Annotated in this window: 15 protein-coding genes; 12 read left to right on the top strand and 3 right to left on the bottom strand. The window is 71.2% G+C overall.

Annotated elements, in window-relative coordinates:
• Window positions 1-157 precede the first annotated feature (157 nt).
• The 10 genes from ABZX85_RS37770 to ABZX85_RS37815 all read left to right on the top strand — a co-directional run bounded on the left by ABZX85_RS37770 (window position 158) and on the right by ABZX85_RS37815 (window position 12,472).
• On the top strand, window positions 158-3,244 hold the full coding sequence (locus ABZX85_RS37770; RefSeq protein ID WP_355879380.1) for a transglycosylase SLT domain-containing protein: 3,087 nt from the start codon (window positions 158-160) through the stop codon (window positions 3,242-3,244).
• Between the two features lie 164 nt (window positions 3,245-3,408).
• Window positions 3,409-3,705: a DUF2218 domain-containing protein gene (locus tag ABZX85_RS37775; RefSeq protein WP_355879383.1), complete on the top strand. Its 297-nt coding sequence runs from the start codon at window positions 3,409-3,411 to the stop codon at window positions 3,703-3,705.
• Window positions 3,706-3,818: 113 nt separating this feature from the next.
• Complete coding sequence (locus ABZX85_RS37780; protein WP_355879386.1) at window positions 3,819-5,435, top strand: serine/threonine-protein kinase; 1,617 nt, start codon at window positions 3,819-3,821, stop codon at window positions 5,433-5,435.
• Between the two features lie 85 nt (window positions 5,436-5,520).
• Window positions 5,521-6,156, top strand: a complete 636-nt coding sequence (locus ABZX85_RS37785) for an HAD family phosphatase (RefSeq protein WP_355879388.1) — start codon at window positions 5,521-5,523, stop codon at window positions 6,154-6,156.
• Window positions 6,149-7,171, top strand: a complete 1,023-nt coding sequence (locus ABZX85_RS37790) for a LacI family DNA-binding transcriptional regulator (RefSeq protein WP_355879391.1) — start codon at window positions 6,149-6,151, stop codon at window positions 7,169-7,171. Before ABZX85_RS37785 ends, ABZX85_RS37790 begins: the two co-directional genes overlap by 8 nt.
• A 209-nt stretch (window positions 7,172-7,380) precedes the next feature.
• On the top strand, window positions 7,381-8,220 hold the full coding sequence (locus ABZX85_RS37795; protein ID WP_355879394.1) for a sugar ABC transporter permease: 840 nt from the start codon (window positions 7,381-7,383) through the stop codon (window positions 8,218-8,220).
• Complete coding sequence (locus tag ABZX85_RS37800; RefSeq protein WP_355879397.1) at window positions 8,217-9,032, top strand: carbohydrate ABC transporter permease; 816 nt, start codon at window positions 8,217-8,219, stop codon at window positions 9,030-9,032. Before ABZX85_RS37795 ends, ABZX85_RS37800 begins: the two co-directional genes overlap by 4 nt.
• Window positions 9,033-9,155: 123 nt before the next feature.
• A complete protein-coding gene (locus ABZX85_RS37805; RefSeq protein ID WP_355879400.1) occupies window positions 9,156-10,538 on the top strand; it encodes an extracellular solute-binding protein in 1,383 nt (460 codons plus the stop codon).
• Window positions 10,535-11,185 carry a 2'-5' RNA ligase family protein gene (locus tag ABZX85_RS37810; protein ID WP_355879403.1) on the top strand — a complete coding sequence of 217 codons (651 nt, stop codon included), beginning with the start codon at window positions 10,535-10,537 and terminating at the stop codon, window positions 11,183-11,185. The genes ABZX85_RS37805 and ABZX85_RS37810 overlap by 4 nt, the downstream gene beginning before the upstream one ends.
• Window positions 11,186-11,332: 147 nt before the next feature.
• Entirely contained in the window at window positions 11,333-12,472 is a 1,140-nt protein-coding gene (locus tag ABZX85_RS37815) for an SGNH/GDSL hydrolase family protein (protein WP_355879406.1), read from the top strand.
• A 117-nt stretch (window positions 12,473-12,589) separates the two neighbouring features.
• On the opposite strand, the gene ABZX85_RS37820 is transcribed toward ABZX85_RS37815, so the two are convergent.
• Window positions 12,590-14,191, bottom strand: coding sequence for a transglycosylase domain-containing protein (locus ABZX85_RS37820; protein ID WP_355879409.1), 1,602 nt, complete (start codon window positions 14,189-14,191; stop codon window positions 12,590-12,592).
• 142 nt (window positions 14,192-14,333) lie between these two features.
• Entirely contained in the window at window positions 14,334-15,386 is a 1,053-nt protein-coding gene (locus tag ABZX85_RS37825; RefSeq protein WP_355879412.1) for a sigma factor-like helix-turn-helix DNA-binding protein, read from the bottom strand.
• A 154-nt stretch (window positions 15,387-15,540) separates the two neighbouring features.
• Here ABZX85_RS37825 and ABZX85_RS37830 point away from each other — a divergent pair, with 154 nt between their 5' ends.
• Together ABZX85_RS37830 and ABZX85_RS37835 are read left to right on the top strand one after the other, a co-directional pair.
• The gene (locus ABZX85_RS37830; protein WP_355879415.1) at window positions 15,541-16,071 is read left to right on the top strand and encodes a SigE family RNA polymerase sigma factor; all 531 of its coding nucleotides are present in this window, start codon (window positions 15,541-15,543) and stop codon (window positions 16,069-16,071) included.
• A complete protein-coding gene (locus tag ABZX85_RS37835) occupies window positions 16,061-16,711 on the top strand; it encodes a hypothetical protein (RefSeq protein WP_355879418.1) in 651 nt (216 codons plus the stop codon). Before ABZX85_RS37830 ends, ABZX85_RS37835 begins: the two co-directional genes overlap by 11 nt.
• A gap of 56 nt (window positions 16,712-16,767) precedes the next feature.
• Here the strand turns inward: ABZX85_RS37835 and ABZX85_RS37840 are convergent, their stop codons facing one another.
• Window positions 16,768-17,586, bottom strand: coding sequence for a hypothetical protein (locus ABZX85_RS37840; RefSeq protein WP_355879421.1), 819 nt, complete (start codon window positions 17,584-17,586; stop codon window positions 16,768-16,770).
• Between the last annotated feature and the right edge of the window lie 49 nt (window positions 17,587-17,635).

Consider the following 17,635-nt stretch of genomic DNA (forward strand, 5'->3'; position numbering starts at 1 on the left):
GTTCCGGTCATAGAGGACTGATAACTTCCGTTTCCTCGGCCCCGCCTCAGGGCTGCGCGGCCACCACACCTTCGCCGATGCGTGACGCATCTGGACGGAAACGGAAAACCAGTTGCACGTCTTTCGTGAAAACACCGGAGGAAGGCACCGCTGGCGAGTGCCGAAAAGCAGGCGGGGGCGAATAGCGGCGGCCGGCGTGATGTCCGTGCTGGCCACGGCGATCGTCGCACCGCTCGCCTCGGCGACTCTGACGAGCCCCTCGTCGTCCGGCGCCGCCACACCCTCCGACCGGGTCACCGACACCTCCCAACTCCCCTCGGGATGGCGGAAGTCGGACGACCGGATGGTCACCTACGACGGTGACGCGACCGGCCTCCACGTCCTCGTCGCCGACTCCGCGCACGCCTACGCCTGGCGCACCGCCGCCACCCTCTCCGAGCCCGGCATCGACACCGACCAGTGGATCGGGCAGACCTGCGTGACGGGTTCGGGCGACAAGGCGGTCGTCGTCTACGCGCCCCGGCAGACCGCCAACGACCAACAGGGCTTCCAGGAAGGCGCGTTCGCCGCCGTGGTCGACCTTGCCGACGGCGCAGTGACCAAGCTCCCGGAGCTGGTCTCCCTCGCCTACTTCAACCCTGGCTGCGGCGACGGCGAACAAGCCGTGCTGACCAGGCCGAAGGGCGACGACACCCAACTGCTCACCGTCGACGCCAGGCACGGCAGGATCGTCCGACAGCAGACCGTGGCAGGGCAGTTGACCTCCGCCGTGCCCTTCGCGGACGGGATCGCGGCCTCGGCCGGCGACTCCGTCGTCTCGGTGGACGGCAAGGGCGACGTCCGTACGCTCGCCAGGACCGCCGGGCGGCCGTTCCGGCTGGTGCCCGACGCGCAGACCGGGCTCGCCTACCAAGTCCCCTCGGGAGACAAGGCAGTTCAGGTCCGCCGGGTGACGTCCACCGGCGCCGACCGGCTGCTCGGTTCCGGCGCGCTCGGCACCCTCGCCGTCCGGGGAACCGGCGGACACGTCTTCGTCACCGGTGAGGACGCGCGGAAGAAGCTCAACGGGGCTGATCTGCCGAAGAGTTGGCGGGCCCTGAGTGACGTACCCGCTGCCGCCGAGGTGTCCACCACGGGCGCCCTCGCCCTCACCGGCGTCGGCAGCGGCACGGAAGCGGCGGGTGCCAGGCTGCCGGGCGCGGTCCCGGACGCGGGCACCGCCCAGCCCGTCGGCATCGACGCCCTCGCCACCGGCAGCGGGGCCGGCTTCGTGTTCCGGGTGCGGCCCGAGGCGCTCCGGCCGGAGCAGGGATCGGCGCGGTCGCCGGCGGTCGGCGGCCGTAAGTCCGGTGCTGGTGCGGCGAGTTCGGGTGCCGGCGCGGGGGCGGGTGCTGGTGTGCACGCCGACAGTGTCCGTACGGAACCTGTCGGGAGCGGGAGCGGGAGCGGGAGCGGGACTGGGGCCGGGGTCGGGGTCGGGACTGGGGCTGGGGCCGGGGCCGGGACTGGGGCTGGGGCCGAGTCCGCTGTGCGGCCTCCTGCGGACGACCCCGCCCACACCACCACCGACCCCGACCGTGCCTGCGCGGTCACGCGCAACGACCCGAACCTCCAGCCCCTCCAGCCCTCCCCGGCCATGGTCGAGTGGGCCACCGACCTCGCCGTCCAAGGCAGGCTCGACGTCCGGCGCCGCAAGGGCTGGAACGGCACCGACCTCGCGTCGTACACCCCGCAGGGCATGTTCCCGCCCCTTCAACTCAAGGGCGGGGGACGGGTTCCGGCCCAGATCATGCTCGGCGTCCTCGCCCAGGAGTCCAACCTGGCTCAGGCCACGACGCGGGCGTCCGCGGGCGAGAGCGGCAACTTCATCCAGGGCGGCTACTACGGCAACGCCGGAAGCGTCCACAGCGTCAACTGGGCCGGTGCGGACTGCGGTTACGGCATCGCGCAGGTCACCAGCGGCATGGCGAAGTCCGACACGACGACCTTCACCCCCGAGCAGCGGAAGGCGATCACCGTCGACTACGCCGCGAACATCGCGGCCGGTCTGCGCATCCTCCAGGACAAGTGGAACCAGCTCCACGACAACGGCGTACTCGCCAACGGCGGCGACCCCCGCTACCTGGAGAACTGGTGGTTCGCGCTCTGGGCGTACAACAGCGGCTTCAACAAGCCGAGTACGACGGACAGTGCGGCCCCCTGGGGCGTCGGCTGGTTCAACAACCCGGCCAACGGGCTCTACCCGGCGGACCGCGAGATGTTCCTCTCCTCGGGGTACGGGGACTCCCGTACCCCCAACCTGTGGACCTACCCCGAAAGGGTGATGGGCTGGGCGGCGTACTCCCTCCAGAAGAACGACCCGCGGACCGGCAAGCCCGCCGCCGCGTTCACCGTCGGCTCCTGGCCGACCGGCAGCCCGCCGGACGCCCAGCCCGCGCACGACACGTTCTGCGCACCGGCCGTCAACGACTGCGACACCGGTAAGCCCCACCAGGTGCCGGGCTCCACCCAGCCCGTCGGACCTTGTCAGCGCGACGACTTCAAGTGCTGGTGGCACGAGCCGGTGACCTGGACCGACTGCGCGCAGACCTGTGGTACCGAGGTACTCAAGTACGAGGCGACCGACCCGGAGCCGACGGTCACCCCGCTCCACCCGGCGGCCTGCACCTCCACCCTCCCCCCGAACGCGCTGATCGTCGACGACGTCCCGAACACCGTGAAGTTCCGCGTCGGTTCCACCAACCCCTGCGCGGGGAAGCGGAATTGGGTCAGCCGGGGCACGCTGACGTTCACCTTCGGATCGGCCGAGCAGAACGGGGCCACGGTCTACCCCTCGAAGATCGACTTCCACCAGCTGGGGGCCGGGTTCGGCGGACACTTCTGGCTGACCCACACCCGGGTGCCCGCCTTCACCGACTCGGTCGTCACCGGCACCTGGACCCCCGACCGAACCCTTAGGGGTCGGGCCCAGGTCCTGGTCCACCTGCCTGACCACCAGGCCGACACCCCCTCGGCGACCTACCGCATCGACCTCGGTGACGGCACGGTCCTGGAGAAGACCGTCTCCCAGGACACCGGGGGCAGGAACACCTGGCTCTCCCTGGGGTCGTACGAGTTCCACGGCACCCCCAGCGTCTCGCTGAGCTCGGCCACGGCCGACGGCACGGGCGACGCGGCGATCGCCTGGGACGCGCTGGCCTTCGTCCCGCAGCTCCACAAGCCGTCGGACGCGGTCACCCCGTAGGGGCGATCGGCCGGCGCGTCGAGGCCGGGGAAGGAGCCCCCTCCTTCCCCGGCCTCAGCCGTACAGGGTTGTTTTAAGTTTGAAACAGATCTACTGTTGTCGTTTGAAGATTCAAATCAATCTCCGATCCCCTACTGGTCCACCCGTAATACCGGAGGCCCCCCATGCCGACTTCACGCGCCCACGTCACCACCGCCACCGCCGCCCGCTACGCCAAGCAGCTCGCCTCCCATCTCGGCCGCAAGATCCCCACGGAGGAGACCCCCGAGGGTGACCTTCGCCTCGTCTTCGACACGGCCTCCGCCCTGCTCCACTCCGCCGACGACCACCTCCTCATCGAGGTGACCGGCCCCGACGAGGTCATGGTCGTGACCGTGCAGGGCGTGGTGGGCAGCCATCTGGAGCGCTTCGGGCGCAGGGGTGAGCTGAAGGTGGAGTGGGAGGCGGCGGCCGAGGGATAGAGGCCGGCGCTGCGGCCGGAACCGAAGAGTTCGGCGCGTTCCCCGTTCCCCGTCGCCGTCTCCCGCCGTCTAGGCTCCTGTTGATCGTTCGAACACAGGGGGGATGGGCGACGATGGGGAACGAGGGTGGGGGATTCCGGCCGCTCCAGTGGGACGACCCTCAAGTGGCGGGTGGATACCGGCTGGTGGCGAGGCTCGGCGCCGGCGGCATGGGGCGCGTCTACCTGTCGTACACGCAGGGCGGCCGGGCCGTCGCGGTCAAGGTCGTACGGCCGGAACTGGCCGACGACCCGGTGTTCAGGCGGCGGTTCCACCGCGAGGTGAAGGCGGCCCGGCGGGTACGGGGCGCCTACACCGCCGAGTTGGTCGACGCCGACGCGGACGGCGTGCCGCCCTGGCTGGCCACGCTGTACGTACCCGGCCCCTCCCTCTCCGAACTTGTCGCCCGGCGTGGGGCGTTGCCGGTGTCGGCGGTGCTGTGGCTGATGGCGGGCGTCGCCGAGGCGCTGGAGGCCATCCACGAAGTCGGCGTCGTGCACCGGGACTTGAAGCCCTCGAACGTCCTGCTCGCCTCCGACGGCCCCCGGGTCATCGACTTCGGCATCTCCACGGCCCTCGACATCACCGCGCACACCACGCAGGGGGACGCCATCGGCACACCCCAGTTCATGGCCCCGGAGCAGGCGTCCGCCGGTGAGATCACCCCGGCGACCGACGTGTTCTCGCTCGGCCAGACCGTGGCGTTCGCCGCACTGGGGGAACCGCTGTACGGGGGCGGTCCGGCGCTCAACGTGATGTACCGGATCGTGAACTCCGAGCCCGATCTCTCGGTACTGCCGGAACAGCTCCGGCCGATCCTCGCGCGCTGCCTGGAAGCCGATCCGGAGCGGCGGGCCACCCCGGCGGAGGTCGTCGCCTGGTGCCGGCGCGAGCTGGGGCCGGAGGCTGATACCTCCGGGGGACCGGAGGTATGGCGTGAGGTCGTGGGGCCGCCGGTGCCGGCGCCGGACCCCGTACCCGTAGTACCCGTAGTACCCGCAGTACCCCAGGTGGTTCCCACGCAGCCGCTGACCAGACGGTGGGGGCCTCCCCCTGAGGTAGTACGGGCCGACCGGCGTCGCAGGCGGCTGATCGCGGGCATCGGGGGACTGATGGCCCTGCCGATGCTGGGCTCGTTGATGTGGCTGGGGGCGCAGGTGATGGAGGTGAACCGGGAGCGGGGCGAGAACTCGCCCTTCGCCTCCCCTTCCTCGTCGGCTTCCGGCAAAGCTGTCTCGGAGGAGTCCGCCGATGGTGTGGCGGTGGGAGAGGTCGAGCCTTCTGTCTCCGTACCGCCGCAGATCCTCGGGCACCCCTATCCCCTGCTGGATCTAGGCGAGGAGAACTCGATCAGCTTCACGGAACCCGTGCAGCGGGAGGACCGCAAGGGAGACATCCGCCTCGTCTGCGGCGACACCTCCTGCTCGCTGAAGAGCGACACCAGCGCGATGTTGCTGGTCTACGGCAAGCCGGGTGACGGCACGTACGACATGTGCCGTCGGCTCCTCGGGCGGGCCGACACCAGCCGTGGCGACCTTCCGCTCGCTGCCGCGGCCGTCGGTAGCGAGATCTGCGTCAAGCATCGCTCCGGAGACATCGGCTTGCTCGTGATCCAGATCAAGTCGACTGCCGCACCGTCGAGCGGGATCAGTTTCGTGAAGGCCGACCTGACGCTCTGGCAGGCGTCCTAGAGCTACCTCAGCTGTACGGGCCTACGGGGCCGCAGACGTCGGCCTGAGGACACCCCCGTTTCCCCACGGCCGCTATCATCCGCACGTGGAACGTTCCCAAAGCTCTCCCCCGTCCCCCCGCACCCCCCTCGTCGTCTGGGACCTCGGCGGCGTCCTGGCCCCCTCCGGCCAGGCCCTGACCGCGCTGGCCGAGGCCCTGGACATCCCCGAGGAGGAGTTCGCCGTCCCCTACTGGGCCCACCGGGACCCGTACGACCTCGGAGGGACCCCCACCGAATACTGGGGTCTGATCGGCGAGGCGCTGGGGCGGACCTTCGATGCGGAGTGGATCGAGCGGCTGGACCGCATCGACACGGCCGCCTGGGCGGTGCTCGCGGACGACTCGGCGGACCTCCTGGACCGGATCGCCCGTAGGGGAACACCCCTCGGGGTGCTCTCCAACGCACCCGCCTCCCTCGCGGCGGCCGTACGGCGGGCCGGGTGGAGCGGACGGTTCGAGACGCTCGTCTTCTCCTGCGACCTCGGTGTCATGAAGCCGGACCCGGACGTCTACCGGGGCGCCGACGAACGGTTCGGCAGGGCGCCGTCCGACGTCGTCTTCTTCGACGACCGCCCCGTCAACGTCGAGGCGGCCCGCGCCCACGGCTGGCGCGCGCACGTGTGGACCGGCGCGGAAGCCGCCACCGACGTACTCGTCCGCGAAGGCGTCCTCGATGGCTGACCGGCCGCGCAACCCGACGATCATCGACGTGGCCAGACTCGCCGGAGTCTCCAAGTCCGTCGTCTCCAGGGTCGTTTCGGGGCGCGGCAGTGTGGGGGAGGAGACCCGGCAGCGCGTGGTCCTCGCCGCGCAGGAGCTCGGGTACGTCGTCAACGCCTCCGCCCGCGCGATGGTCGCGCACCGGACGTACACCGTCGGCGCGTTCGTCCGTGACGCGGCAACTCCCTTCTACGGCCACCTCCTTACCGCCATGCAGGAGCGAGCGGCCTTCCACGGCTACCGAGTTGTCACCGCCACCGGGTCCGGTCGGTTCGAAGTCAGCGACGAGTACCGGGCGTTGGAGACGCTCGCGATGCTCCGCGTCGAGGCGCTCATCGTGTGCAGCGGGCTGCTGCCGAGCGAGCAGATCCTCCCGTTCGCCGCCCGCCTGCCGACCGTGGTCGCCGGCCGGCCCGAGACGCATCCGAGCATCACCAGCGTCTACTGCGACGAGGAGCACGGCGGCGCCTCCCTCGCCGACCACCTCGTCGACCTCGGCCACCGCGAGGTCGCCGTCGTCACCGTCCCGCACAGCACCTCCGTCACGATGGGCCCCCGCACCCAGGCCATGGCCCGCCGCCTGCTCGAACGAGGCGTCCGCGTGCTGGAGATCCCGGGGGCGCACCGCGAGACCGCCGGTGCCTGGGTCGCCGAAGTGCAGCGCCATCCCGGCATCACCGCCGTGATGGCCCCCAGCGACCGCCACGCCGTCGCCCTCCTCGAACAGCTCCGGCTGCGCGGGATCGACGTCCCCGGAGAACTCTCTGTAACCGGTTACGACGCGATCGGCGACCTCGCGACCCCCCTGATCGGCCTCACCCACTGGCGCCAGCCGATCGACCTCATCGGCAGCAGGGCGGTCGACGCACTCGTCCAGCTCCTCGACGGGGAGCGGCCACCGGCCCATCACCAGGCACTGCCTGGCTCTCTGGTCGTAGGGGGGAGCACAGGGGTGCCGAGGGCGGGGCAGGGCTGAGCCGCCCGGCGGCCCGGCCGGCCGCTCACTGAACCGCTCGCCTCCCCGACCCGCCTCCACCCCAGTTCGCCCACTGTTCACCGAGAAGGCGCTGCCCTCGACCCCACCTCGATGGGAACGTTCCACACATGCCTGTTGGGAACGTTCCACTCCACCCGCCTCCCCGCTCTCGCGCCCGCCCCCGAGCCGCCACCCTGGCCGGCCCCCTCATGGCCCTCCCCTGCCTGCTCCTCCTGCTGGTCTTCGCGTACTGGCCGGTGGCCCGAGGCGTCGTGCTGAGCCTGTACGACAGCGACCTCCTCGGTGAACCGACGGTCTTCGTCGGCCTGGAGCACTACACCGAACTGCTCACCGACCCCGACCTGAGGCGGGCCCTGCTGGCGACGGCGGCGATCGCGGGGCTGAGCGTCGTCCTGGCCGTGGGCGGCGCGCTCGCGGCGGCGCTCCCCCTGCGGCGCGCGGCGGCGAAACCGAGGGCGGTGGCGTCCGTGCTGCTCTCCCTGCCGTTCGCGTACTCCGCGGCAGCGGCGTCGGCGGTCTTCGCGGGCCTGTTGGCACCGGCGGTCGGCACCCTGAACGAAGTGCTCGCGAACATCGGCATCACCGGCCCGCAGTGGCTCAACTCCCCGTTCTGGGCGGTGATATCGATCTCGGTGGCCACGGCCTGGTACGAATTCGGCTTCGCCTTCCTCGTGTTGCTGGCCGCCCTGTCCCAACTCGACCAGCAGGTCATCGAGGCGGCGGCACTGGACGGCGCGTCGGGACTGCGGCTGGCGCGCTCGGTGATCGTCCCGATGCTGCGCCCCAGCCTGGTGTTCCTGCTGGTCACACAGACGATCAGCGGTCTCCAGGTGTTCACGCAGGTCCAGGTCCTCACCCGGGGCGGCCCGGCCGGGGCCACGTCGACGCTGGTGTACGAGCTGTACCGGCGAGCGTTCGGCGACGCGCTGCCCCAGGTCGGCTCGGCGTCGACCCTCGCGGTCGTCCTCCTGCTCCTGGTCCTCGCCATCACAGCCGTCCAGTTCAGGGTGTTGCGGAGATGGACATGACGCGCCATCAGCTCAGCTCGCTGGCGCGCTGGTTGTGGCTCACCGCGATCGTCGCCGCCGTCGCGTTCCCCGTGTACGTCACCGTCGTCACCGCCCTCATGCCGCAGGCGGACGTCGGGGCCGGCCGTCTGATCCCGCACAGGCTGACCCTCGCCAACTTCGAAAAGGCCCTGGACTCGGCGCCGTTGACCCGCCAGTACCTGGTCAGCGTGAGCGTCACGGCACTTCAGTCGGCGGCCCAGCTCGGCACCGCGGCGCTGGCGGCGTACGCGCTGGTGTTCCCGCGCTGGAGAGGCCGGAGCCTGGTCTTCGCGCTGGTGCTGGCGACGCTCGCGTTCCCCGGGGAGAGCCTGGTCATCCCCAACTACGAGACGGTGGACGGGCTGGGGCTGCGGGACACGCTCCTCGGCGTCACCCTCCCCTATCTCACCGCCGGTTACGCCGTGTTCCTGCTGCGCCAGGCGTTCCTCGCACTGCCGAGGGAGGTGTGGGAGGCCGCCCGGCTCGACGGCTGCGGCGAACTGCGGGCTCTACTGCACGTCGTACTGCCCATGGTGCGGCCCCAGTTGGTGACGGCGGCGATGTGGTGCGCGCTGTCCGCCTGGAACGGTTACTTCTGGCCTCTGTTGATCACCGACTCGCCTCAACGGCGCACAGTGCAGGTCGGGTTGGCGCAGCTCGTCGTCGACCAGGCGGCTTCTCCGGCCGTGATCTACGCCGGGACGCTCGTCGTGCTCCTGCCGACTCTGCTGCTCGTCCTGTTCGGACAGCGGTTCCTGGTCCGGGGTCTCGCCTCGCGGGTCACCACATGAGCAGGGCTCACATGAACGAACGGGGCCGTGACGTGAGCAGGCCCGCGGCGTGAGCAGGCCACCGCAGAGCGGGCCCACCACGTGAGCGCGACTCCCAACTCCCCTACAGCAGAAGGAACTCCCATGCCCAGACGCCCGTACACACCGGCCGCCTGCCTGATCGCGGCCGGCCTCACCCTCACCGCCTGCGGCGGAACCGGCACCGGCAAGGCGGCCGACGCGGCGGCGCCCGGCCCCTCGGCGCTGGCGAAGGCGACGGCACCGGTCACCGTGACCCTCTGGCACGGCCTCGGCGGCCCCGCGGGCAAGGCGCTCCAGGCCGAGATCGACGCCTTCAACCGCGCCAACACCGGGAGGATCACCGTCAAGGCGTCCTTCCAGGGGAGTTACGCCGACGCCCTCGCGAAGTACACCTCGGCCGTACGAGGCGGCGGGACACCGAGCGTGATGATCTCCAACGACATCACCACCGGCTATCTGCGCGACGCCGGCCGGACGGTCTCCGCCCAGGCCATGGCCGCCGCCAACCCCGGCGACCTCGACCTCACCAAACTCCGTCCAGCAGCGCGGAGTTACTACACGGCGGACGGCCAACTGCTCGCCGTCCCGCTCAACACCTCGATGCCGATGCTGTACGTCGACGACAAGCTGCTCGACCGTGCGGGCGTCGACCGCACAACTCTCGGCACACTGCACGGAGTTGCCGCCGCGGCCCGCCAGGTGCACGACCGGCTCCCCGGCGTGAAGGGCATCGACCAGCCCTTCGACGGCTGGTGGTTCGAGCAGCTCACCGCCGGAGCCGGGGTGGCGTACTGCGCGCCGGACAACGGCCGGGGCGCCTCCGGGGCCACGGCGTCGAGCCTGACGAGCGGGGCGCAGCGGGCCGCGATCGGCACCATGGCGAAGCTCTACACCGACGGCGTCGCCCTCGACACCGGCACCGACGGGAACGCGGCGGTCACCGCCTTCGCCGCGGGCAAGACGGCCATGATGCTCAACTCCAGCGGAGCCATCGGCGCCCTCGCCGCAGCCGGCATGAAGGACTACACCGCACTGCCCTACCCGGTGTCGGGACCGGCGTCGACCTCCGGCGCGCTCATCGGCGGCGCCGCGATGTGGGTGGACCGGGCCGGCCACAACACGGCCGAGCAGGTGGCGAGTTGGAAGCTCATCAGCTATCTGGCCTCCGCACCCGCGCAGGAGCGGTTCGCGACGGCCTCCGGGTACGCGCCGATCAACACCGACGTCGACAACTCCCCGACGTGGAAGCGGTTCCTCGCCGGACACAGGCAATACGCCGCCCTCGCCCGGCAGTTCGCCGACACCCCGGCGAACACCGCGACTTCGGGCTGCCTCACGGGAGCCATGTCGGGCGTGCGCGACGTCGTCGTACAGCAGATGCAGCGGGCGTTCAGCGGACAGGTCCCGCTGGACAGCGCGCTCAAGTCGGCCGAGGAACAAGCCAGTCAGAAGATCCAGGACTACCGGAAGCAGGCCGGACAGTGACCGACACGGACCGATTCGCCCAGGCCCCCGGCGACCCCTACCGCTACGGCGTCTACCTCCGCCCCGACCCCGCGACCTGCGCCGCGGTGACCACCGTGACCGCCCAACTGCGTGCGCAGTACGGGCTCGTCTCGGCCGGCGCGTTCCCGCCGCACGCGACCCTCGTGGGTAGCCGACACCTGCCCGTCGCCGAGGAGTTGATCGTGGACGCGGTGAGCGCCGCAGTGGCGGACGTCCCCGCGTTCACCGTCCACAACGCGGGCGTCCGCCGCATGGGCGTGGGCCTCGTGTACGACGTCCACCACCTCGCCGACGGCACCACCCCCAACACCGCCTTCACCGCCCTCGCGGCCCGCGTCGACGCCGCCGTACTCCCCCTGGAGACACCCGCCCCGAACCCCGCCCCGCACCCCTTCGACGAGGCCCGCTTCCGCGCCCACCTCTCCCTCCTCTCCCACGACATGTACGTACGGCCGGAGTTGTACGAGGAGGTCGAGCAGTACGTCCTCGGCCTGCCCGTCCCGTTCCCGCCGGCCTTTCCCGGCGACACCGTCGCCCTCTACCGGACCCGCAGCGAGGACTGGTCGGGCCGTTGGTGGACGACGCTGAGTTGGGAGCACGTGCGGTCGTGGAGGCTGGGGGACTGAACAGCAACAGGGCTTGCAGTCAAGGCAGTTGACGACCTTGGCGGATGATGCGCGGAAGGCGTTGACGGGCCGGTGTGGCGCGACCACCTTGAACAGCGCCCACGTGGGAGCGCTCCCGCACTCGACTCGCCATCCGAGGACGACCTCATGCCTTCTGAAGCCCAACACCTCATATCCCGGCGCACGTTGGTGACCGGTGCCGTCGCGGCCGGCCTGACGGTCGCCGTCGCCACCCCGTCCCGCGCCACCGCCTCCCGCGCGACCACCGCACCGGCCCGGTACCGCACGGTGGGCAGGACGGCGCCGGCCGCCGACGGGTTCGTCCAATTCACCTGGCCCGGCGTCCACTTCGAGGCCCGCTTCGCCGGGACCGGAGTGGGTGTCGTGCTCGACGACTCCGTCAACGACTACGACGTGCAGATCGACGGCGTGACCGTGAGAACGCTGGTGACGCCGGGGCGGGCCACCACATGGGTCGACGGCCTCGCCGATGCCGTACACACCGTGCGGCTGGTCAAGCGGACCGAAAGTCCTTGGAGCGTGGGCAAGTTCGGCGGCTTCCTGCCTGTGCGCGGGGGTGCGATCCTGTCCGCGCCGCGTGCCCGGCGGCGGCAGATCGAGTACATCGGGGACTCCTTCACCGCCGGGTACGGCAATGTCTCGGGCACCCGGGACTGCTCGGGGGTGGGCGGCGTCGACCGGAACTCGAACGCCGATCTCTCCTTCGGCGCGCTGACGGCGCGGGCGCTCGGCGCGGACCACCAGCTGAACGCCTTCTCCGGCCGGGGCATGGTCCGCAACTACGCCGGCACCAGCCCCGGCACGGACTACCGCACCTACTACGACCGGGCGTTACTCAACGTCGACGGCGACGTCTGGCAGCGTCCGCCCACCTGGCGGCCCCAGCTCGTCGTCATCGGCCTCGGCATCAACGACTTCTCCACCCCGCTCCAGCCCGGCGAGCCCTGGGCGACGGAGGCGGAACTGGTCGCGGCCTACGAAACCGCTTACCACGGCTTTCTGGACAAACTCCGCGCCCGCTACGGCCCCCACCCGCACCTCCTCCTCAGCTCCACCCAGGTCTCCACCCCCGCCCCCTACCGCGAGACCGTCGAACGCATCACCCGGACCCGTAGTACTCAAGGCGACCCGCGCATCCACCACTGGTACTACGGGGACGCCCCCCTCGACTTCCTCGCCTGCGACTGGCACCCCTCCGCCCAGGACCACCGCACCCTCTCCACCCTCCTCCTCGACCGCCTCTCCACCCTTCGGCTGCATTGGTGAACCACGACGGCTGACTCACGGCCGCGCGAGTCACGGCAGAAGCCCGTGACCGGCCCGAGGCGAAGCCGTCGACACGGCCGGGCGCGGCGGCTCACCCCCACGGTGAGCCGCCGCGCCCTACTCGGGGGCGTCGCGGACACCCCTCCCGGCCGACCCCCAGAGTTCCGCCACCACCCCCTGCGCGACCTCGGTCGGTGCCGGGGAGTTGGGCAGTTGGGCGGGGACGGTCGTGTTCTTCTTCTTGCCGGGACGGTCCGCGAACAGGACGGTGGTCAGGGAGAGTTCGGAGGACATCCGGGTGGACCAGACGGTTCGCCGGGTGATGCCGCCGCCCGCCCCACCGGTGAAGTACGCCTCCCCGGCGCCCTCCCCGAGCTGCGGCCGGCCGTACATCGTGGCGTTCACCACGAACGCCTCCTTCTCCCCGAGCACCCGCCGCGTCTCGGGCCGCGCGGTGTACAGCCTCTGCCCGCCCCGGGTGATCTCGGCGACCGTGTAGGGCGCGGCGTACACACCGCCGGCGGCGACGGCCGCGTACGCGGAGGCCAGCTTCAGCGGGGTCGGCGCGGCGGAGCGGTTCAACGTCCGCAGTGGGCCGTCCAGTTGAACGTCCGCGAACGGTTCCAGCGCCGTACCCGCCTCGACGGCCCCGTCGACCGCGTCGTTGAACGGCTGCCGGGCGTAGTCGGCGCCGCCGTAAAGCAGCCGCACCGCGCCGTCCCCGGGCCGGATCGCCACGACGGCGGTGTGCAGCAGCGTCCCGTCGCGGCCCTTGAGGGCTTTCACGGACTCGGTCGCGGAGTCCTGGAGCGCGAGGTCGAAGGTGGTCCGCACGGTGTAGCCGCCCCGCGCCAATTCGTCCGCCGAGATGCCGAGTTGGCGTGCGGCCTCCTTCGCCGCCACGTCGATCATGTACTGCCGCTGGCCCTCGGTCGTCCCCGGCGGATAGAACCGGAACGCCGGGAAGACGGCCGCCTGTCGCTGCGCGGCCGAGATCGACCCGCCCGCCTCCATCGCGTCGAGCACCCACTCCCACCGGTCCTGGAGCGTCGCGGTGACCCGGGGGTCGGAGCCCGCTTTCTCGTAGTACGAGGGGATGTTGACGATCGCGGCCAGCGCGGCGCCCTGCGAGACGGTGAGATCACGGGTGCCGACACCGAAGTAGTTGCGCGCGGCGGCCTCGATGCCCGCTGAACCCCGCCCGAAATAAACGGTGTTGAGATACCCGGCGAGGATCTCGTCCTTGGACCGGGTGCGGTCGAGCTTGACCGCGATCAACGCCTCGCGCAGCTTCCGCGACATCGACTGCTCCGGGGTCAGCAGCGCGTTCTTCACGTACTGCTGCGTGATGGTCGACCCGCCCTGCCGCTCGCCCCCGGTCACCGACGCCAGCACGGCCCGGGCGATCGCCTTCGGTGAAACCCCTTTGTCCGTACGGAAGGAGCGGTTCTCGGCGGCGATCACCGCGTCCTGCACATAGCGCGGCACCTGCGACAACGGCACCTCCTGCCGGTCGACGGGCCCCCGCCGCCCCAGGTAGGCACCCCGGCCGTCGGTGAAGACGGTGCTCTGCGTGACGGTGTCGGGATGCGGCTCGGGAATCTCCGTCAACCGGTAGGCGACGACGGCCGCCGCGCACAACACGCCGATCAACACCCCGACAGCCACGAGGAGTCGACGCAGCCAGCGCCCCCGGGTACGGCGGAGCCGACGACGCAACGGGATACGGAGCCGCCGAGAGTGCCGACGCCGACCCTCCCCACTCCGCACGGCCCCCTCTTCACCTCGGACGGCCTCCTCACCCCCTTGTACGGAGTCCTCCCCGCTCCGTACGACCCCCTCCTCGGCCACACCCGTCACCTCACCCACCCCCACCGGACCGGGCGACAGCTCGCCCACCGGCGTCGTACACCGTCACCGCCAGCCCGTCCCCACCGATGGCCTCCTTCAACTCACCTGCCGCAAAAGGCTTCTGGAGGTACCAGACCCCCCACCCCGGCCCGCCCGCGAGCGTCAGCACCGTCCCGACGAGGACCTCCCCGCCGACGGACACCTCGACCCGACGCGGATCGGCGGACAGCCCCTCGTACCGCCCGGCCACGAAGTACCGTCCGTCGTACAGCAGTTGAACCCGCGCCCAAACTGCCCGCTGGTTCTGCGGACTTCCCGCGGGGACGGCAGCCTGAGGCGTCGACCAGTGCTCGCCGTCGGAGGTCAGCCACACCTTCAACCCCGGTACCGGCTCGACGCGTTCACCGGGCGCGACCAGCCGTATCGGCCCCGGCGAGACACCACCGACCCGGGCCCCCGCCCGGTCGGATGCACTCACCCCGCCGAACCCCCCGAACCCGACCTGCCCGGCCACGAACACCATCGGCGGAGTGAGCAACAGCGCACACCCCGCCACCCCCACCCCGATCCGCCGACGCCGCAACTCTCTCGCACGCCGCACGACGTCCGCCTCGCTCAGTGGCACGTCCTCGCCGTCCCGGCGTGCCACCTCCGCGAAGACCTCAAGCAGCCGTTCCCGCCCACCGCAGACCGCGAGCCCCCGCTGAGCACGGCTCCTGACCGCGCCGACCGAACACCCGAGCAACTGGGCCGTCTCGACCTCGCCGAGCCCCTCCCGGTGCAGCAGTACGAGCACCACCCGCTGCCGTGCGGACAGCCGCGCCAACTCGCCGCGCCGCAGGCTGTGTCGGCGCCGCAGATACCGATTCACGAGGAACCGCCGTACATAGAAGTCCATGTCGTCCCGGGGGATGCGCCGCCAGCGGACGTGGGTTCTCGCCAGTGTGTCGCGCACCAACTCCACGGCCTCGCCGCGCTCCTGGCACAGCAGGAACGCGGTCGTGACCAGCCGGTTCCGGTGCGATCGGACGTACGCGGCGAAGTCGTCGTGTGAGTAAGGCACTTGGGCGGTCCTTGGATGCGGGGGCGAAGGGAGCCCGGAACTGGTGTGCGACGTCTTCCTCTTGGGTTGTGTTTCGATGTACGCGACCTACGGGACCTGTACGCACGGCGAGGACGGTCAGGTTGCACGGCAATTCCAGACTTCCGGCGGAGGCATGACCGAGGACGAGTTCGACGCGTTCTACGCGACCGCGTTCCCCCGGCTGATCGGCCAGCTCACGGCGTTCACCGGGGACCACGGCGAGGCGCAGGACGTCGTCCAGGAGGCGTTCGTACGCGCCTGGAACCGCCGTAAGGACTTCCTCGCCGACGAGGCGCCGGAGGCGTGGATACGCACGGTCGCGATCCGGCTCGCGGTCAGCCGCTGGCGCCGGGCGCGACGCTGGCTGGAGCTGGTGCGCCGGACCCCGCCGCCCGAGTCCGCACCCGGTCCCGACCCCGACCGGACCGCGCTGGTCGCCGCGCTGCGCCAACTCCCGCCGCCCCAGCGGATGGCGATCGTCCTGCACCACCTGTGCGACCTGAGCGTCGAGCAGGTAGCCTCCGAGACGGGCGCGCCCGTGGGCACGGTCAAGGCCAGACTCTCCCGGGGCCGCGCGGCGTTGGCGAAACACCTCGTGGTGGACGAGGCGCAGGACGAGGCGCGGAGCGGTACGGCCAGGAAGGAGAACGGCCGTGTCGGATGAACTCACCCGCGCGCTGCACGAGTTGGCGTCCGCTCGCGAGACGCCGCCCACCGTCACCGGCCCCGAGATCCGCGCCCGCGCGACCCGACGAGCCCGTCGCCGTACGACAGTTGCCCTCAGCGCGACGGCCGCTGCCGTGGCCCTCCTCGCCTTCGGCCTGATCCGGGCCACCGAAACCCCGGCACCCCGCGACCACTCCCCGGCCGCACCGCCCGCCGCCAGTGCAGTGCCGACTCCCACCCTTTCGCCCTCGGTCGTCACCGCCCTCCCCTCGGCCGGAACGATCGACCTCAAGGCGAACACCCTGACCGTCGGCGACCGCGTCATGAAAGTGGTCACCGGCTTCGATCAACCCCTCAAGCTCAACGGCCCGTTGACCATCGCCCAGAAACCCGGCGCCAAGACCCTGACCGTCTCGAACGGCAGCGACGGCACTCGCTACAACGCCGTCCTCTCCGCCGCCGTCGAACTCCTCGACGCCGACCGCCGCCCCGTCTACCTCGGCGCGACCGACTCCTACGGCACCGACGGCATCGCCACCCACGAAACAGCCGACGGCTGGCTGACGTTGGGCTCGACCGACGCCAAGTGGTTCTACGGAGCGGCCGAACCGGGGACGGTCATCGCGGTCGAACCCTGAGAGCGACGCCGGCGCGCCGACTCAGGCCGCCGGCCGCCTCAGGACGCCGCGTCGGCTCAACTCCCCGGCAGCGAAGCCGCAAGATGCTCCCAAGCCTCGTGCACCGCCTCCCCCACGATCCCGAACTGAGTGATCACCGCGACGCAACGCCCTTCCCTGTCGTCGAGTTCGAGCGCCGAGGTCGGCCCGTGCGCGGCGGAGGAGCGGACGAGGCGGCAGGTGTGGACGCCGGTGAGGTCGAACTCCACCGAACCCTGGCCGACGGCGGCGAAGAGACGCCCCCCGGAGGTCACATCGGTGACGTGCACGGGACCGGCGCACGCCTGCATGACACCCGGCGCGAACACGCCGATCCCGATGGGCAGTTCGACGGAGCACAGGTGATCGAAGACGGCGGGTACGACGCCGGCGTCGACCTCCCGACACTCGCCCCGGTACCGAGGGAACCCGACTCGCCGTTCGACCCCACCGTCCCGCAAGACCGCGTCGAACTGAGCGAGTTGGTCCCCGTCCTCCCAACCCGGCACTTCAGGAAGCCCGTTCGACACCCCAGCCGCCGAGCCGACCCCCTCGACGAGCCCCGCCAGCAGCCGGTCTCCCTCGGAGAGCAGCCGCCCCCGATGCACCGTCCGCCCACCCTGGTCGAGGAGCCGCAACTCGACCGCCCCGCCGCCTGATTCGTCCTGGACGAGCACCGCGGAGTCGACGGCCTCCCCGTCGAGCCGAAGAGCGACTCCGCCCGGACGCACGGAGAACGCCTCACCCCGCAGAGTCGGCACCGAGTAGCAACCGGCCTGGTCGATCCGCGCCACCGGCCCCTCGGTGACGGCCTGGACATACTGAAAGAGCGTCAGGCACCGGGCCAGCGCGGGCATACGGGCATCGAGGAGACGCGCCCTCCCACCGCCGCAGCACCCTTCGAAC

Origin of the sequence: Streptomyces sp. NPDC004539 (assembly GCF_040610055.1) — a bacterium.
Taxonomy (GTDB): Bacteria; Actinomycetota; Actinomycetes; order Streptomycetales; family Streptomycetaceae; genus Streptomyces.